Genomic DNA, 2599 nt, shown 5'->3' with positions numbered 1-2599 from the left:
GCTCAGCTCCCAAACACGCCGACAATGCGGCGCATGGCTTCTTCTACGTTGGCGCGGCTGTTAAAAGCCGACAGGCGCAAGTAGCCCTCGCCGGCGCTGCCAAAGCCAGAGCCGGGAGTCCCCACCACATGGCAGGTGTGCAGCAGCTTGTCGAAAAACTCCCAACTGCTCAGCCCAGTGGGCGCCTTTACCCAGACGTAGGGAGCGTTGACGCCGCCGTAGGCCTGGATCCCGGCTTTGGCCAACTGCTCGCGGATGATGCGGGCATTCTCCAGGTAAAACTGCACCAAAGCCCGCACCTGGGCCTGCCCTGCCTCAGAATAGACGGCTTCTGCCCCCCGCTGCACGATGTAGGCCACGCCGTTGAACTTGGTGGACTGGCGGCGATACCACAGGCTCCAGAGATCCACCCAGGAGCCATCGGCAGCTTGGCCCCGTAGCGACTTGGGCACCACTGTAAAGGCGCAGCGGGTGCCGGTAAAGCCGGCTGTCTTGGAAAAGGAGCGGAACTCGATGGCGCATTCCCTTGCCCCCGGGATCTCGTAGATGGAGTGGGGGATCCCAGGCTCCGTAATGTAGGCCTCGTAGGCGGCATCAAAGAGGATGAGCGAGTTGTGGGCGCGGGCATAGTCCACCCAGGCCTGCAGATGCTCCCGGGTTGCTACTGCGCCGGTGGGGTTGTTGGGAAAGCAGAGGTAGATGACATCGACTTTTTGCTGGGGCAGGCTGGCGGTGAAGTGGTTTTCCGCCGTCAGCGGCAGATAGACCAGGCCCTCGTACTCACCCCGCTCGTTGGCCGGCCCCGTATGGCCCGCCATCACGTTGGTGTCCACATAGACGGGATAGACGGGATCCGTGATGGCAATGGTGTTGTCGTGACCGAGGATATCCAGGACGTTGCCGCAGTCGCACTTGGAGCCGTCGGAGATGAAGATCTCAGAAGCGTCGATGTCGCAGCCGCGAGACTGAAAATCGTGCCGGGCAATGGCTTGGCGCAGCCACTCGTAGCCCTGTTCTGGGCCGTAGCCGCGGAAGGTAGCCCGCTCCCCCATTTCCTCCACGGCCCGGATCATGGCCGTCCGGCAGGCCTCCGGCAGCGGCTCGGTGACATCGCCAATGCCCATCTTGATAATTTGGGCTTCCGGATGGGCGGCAGCAAAGGCCTGTACCCGCCGGGCAATCTCGGGAAAGAGATAGCCGGCCTTGAGCTTGAGGAAGTGGTCGTTGATCCTGGCCATAGGGGTTTCTAGAAGAAGAGGTCATCGGCTTTTCAGTGTAGCTGTTCGCGCTCTAAAGCCTACGGCCCACTCCGTGAACGGGCGGAATCCATAACAGGTTCCGGGCAAAAACTCTGCCTCTGAGTGCTACCCTGGCAAAAGTCCTTGGGAGAGTGAGGATGCAGCAGCAGAAAGGGTGGGCGCTGAGTCTACTGGCAATCTGGGTTTGGCTGAGCTGGGGGATGGGGGTCTGGTCTGCTCCTCTTTGTCAGGATCCCATCTTGCTGCGGCAGATCTTGGCAGCTCTGGGCCGCCCGGACGCGGTGGTGGAGGAGGTGGCTCTTTTTGATTCGGATCAGTGTCTTGTCCAACTGGTATTGGATCGCCAAGGGTTGAGGGGATCCCTCCCTCCCGAAATAGGCCGATTTCGCCGGTTGCGAGCCTTGTCCCTCAGCCTCAACCAACTTTCCGGCCCCATCCCGCCCGAGCTGGGGCAACTGAGCCAGTTGGAAAACCTGTTTCTCGATTACAACGAACTTTCCGGCTCCATCCCACCCGAGCTGGGGCAGTTGCAGAACCTGCGCGGCCTGTTTTTGGATCATAACCAGCTCTCTGGGTCTATTCCCCCCCAACTGGGCCGGCTGATCCGCCTGGAAAACCTCATCCTGCAAAACAACCGCCTCAGCGGCTCCATTCCCGACCAACTGGGCCAGATGAGCTCCCTCAGAGGCCTGTTTTTGGATGGCAATCAACTCTCCGGCCCCCTTCCCCCCCAACTGGGGCAACTGCGCAACCTGGAAAACCTCTACTTGTCGGACAATCGCCTCAGCGGATCCCTGCCCCCCGAGCTGGCACAACTGACCCAGTTACGGGATCTGCGCTTGGCACGCAACCAACTCACGGGAGAACTGCCGACCTTTTTGGCGGAACTGCCCCGGCTGGAGCGGTTGCAGATCGAGGGAAACGCCGGCCTCTGCCTGCCGGCTGCCCTGTCCAAGTGGTTTGCCGGCCTCAACCAAGGGGACCCTCTGCCGGCTCCCATCTGCTCGCGGTAGCTTTCTCGGTTGTCCCTCACCCCCAGCCCCTCTCCCTGAGGGATATCCCTCACCCCCAGCCCCTCTCCCTGAGGGATATCCCTCACCCCCAGCCCCTCTCCCTGAGGGAGAGGGGAGTTAGAGCGGCGCGTTCGCGACAGCGTTGCGGAGCAATAGCGACGAACGAATCGTTTCATTGCTATTTGCAATGACCATAACTGTTTGAAATGTTCATAGACTCGACGTCCCGGCTGCCGCGCCATTCTCAAAACACTGCAGATGTTGTCCTGCGAGAGACACTCAAGTTGCCCGCGGGCTATGGGGCTTAGGGCCTGTCATGCTCAAGTG

2 protein-coding genes are annotated in these 2599 nt (G+C 60.9%); one reads left to right on the top strand and one right to left on the bottom strand.

All coding sequences use genetic code 11. From position 1 onward, the window contains the following. Positions 1–2 precede the first annotated feature (2 nt). Positions 3–1238, bottom strand: coding sequence for an LL-diaminopimelate aminotransferase (locus NW853_RS01245; RefSeq protein WP_414347264.1), 1236 nt, complete (start codon positions 1236–1238; stop codon positions 3–5). A gap of 158 nt (positions 1239–1396) precedes the next feature. Between NW853_RS01245 and NW853_RS01240 the strand changes: the two genes are divergently transcribed. Further along, positions 1397–2272 carry a leucine-rich repeat domain-containing protein gene (locus tag NW853_RS01240; protein WP_414336084.1) on the top strand — a complete coding sequence of 292 codons (876 nt, stop codon included), beginning with the start codon at positions 1397–1399 and terminating at the stop codon, positions 2270–2272. Positions 2273–2599 lie beyond the last annotated feature (327 nt).

Source organism: Synechococcus sp. H55.11 (genome assembly GCF_047462475.1).
Taxonomy (GTDB): Bacteria; Cyanobacteriota; Cyanobacteriia; order Thermostichales; family Thermostichaceae; genus Thermostichus.
The sequence above is the reverse complement of the archived record's forward strand: the minus strand, read 5'-3'. Positions and strand labels throughout refer to the sequence as shown.

What these genes read in the sequence shown, in the direction of transcription:
- NW853_RS01245 (WP_414347264.1), bottom strand. Translation starts at nt 1,238, where the DNA reads ATGGCCAGGATCAACGACCACTTCCTCAAGCTCAAGGCCGGCTATCTC.
- NW853_RS01240 (WP_414336084.1), top strand. Translation starts at nt 1,397, where the DNA reads ATGCAGCAGCAGAAAGGGTGGGCGCTGAGTCTACTGGCAATCTGGGTT.